Annotated in this window: 1 protein-coding gene; it reads right to left on the bottom strand. The window is 67.5% G+C overall.

All coding sequences use genetic code 11. The annotated features are described in order from the left end of the window. Nucleotides 1-246, bottom strand: a 246-nt coding sequence (locus RVY79_RS21060; protein ID WP_317466557.1) for a hypothetical protein, incomplete at both ends; no start/stop codon positions are given.

Below are 246 nucleotides of genomic sequence, written 5' to 3'. Positions count from 1 at the left end.
CCGCCGGTGCGGGTGCTGCTGTCGGTGTAGCAGCTGCGGCAGGTGCCGCTGCAGGCTTGACCGGGTGGCCTTCCATGTTGCCGTTCAGGTACAGCTCGCCGCGCAGTATCCGGGCCGAAGCTGTCGGTCGGCAACGGATACTGCGCGGGTAGCGGCTTGACCAGTCGCGGCGTCACGACGAACAGCAGCTCGGTCTGGTCTTGCTGGAAGCTCGTGCTACGGGCCAGGGAGCCGATCACGGGCAAC

It is taken from the genome of Chromohalobacter sp. HP20-39 (genome assembly GCF_033052815.1).
Lineage (GTDB): Bacteria > Pseudomonadota > Gammaproteobacteria > Pseudomonadales > Halomonadaceae > Chromohalobacter.
The sequence above is the reverse complement of the archived record's forward strand: the minus strand, read 5'-3'. Positions and strand labels throughout refer to the sequence as shown.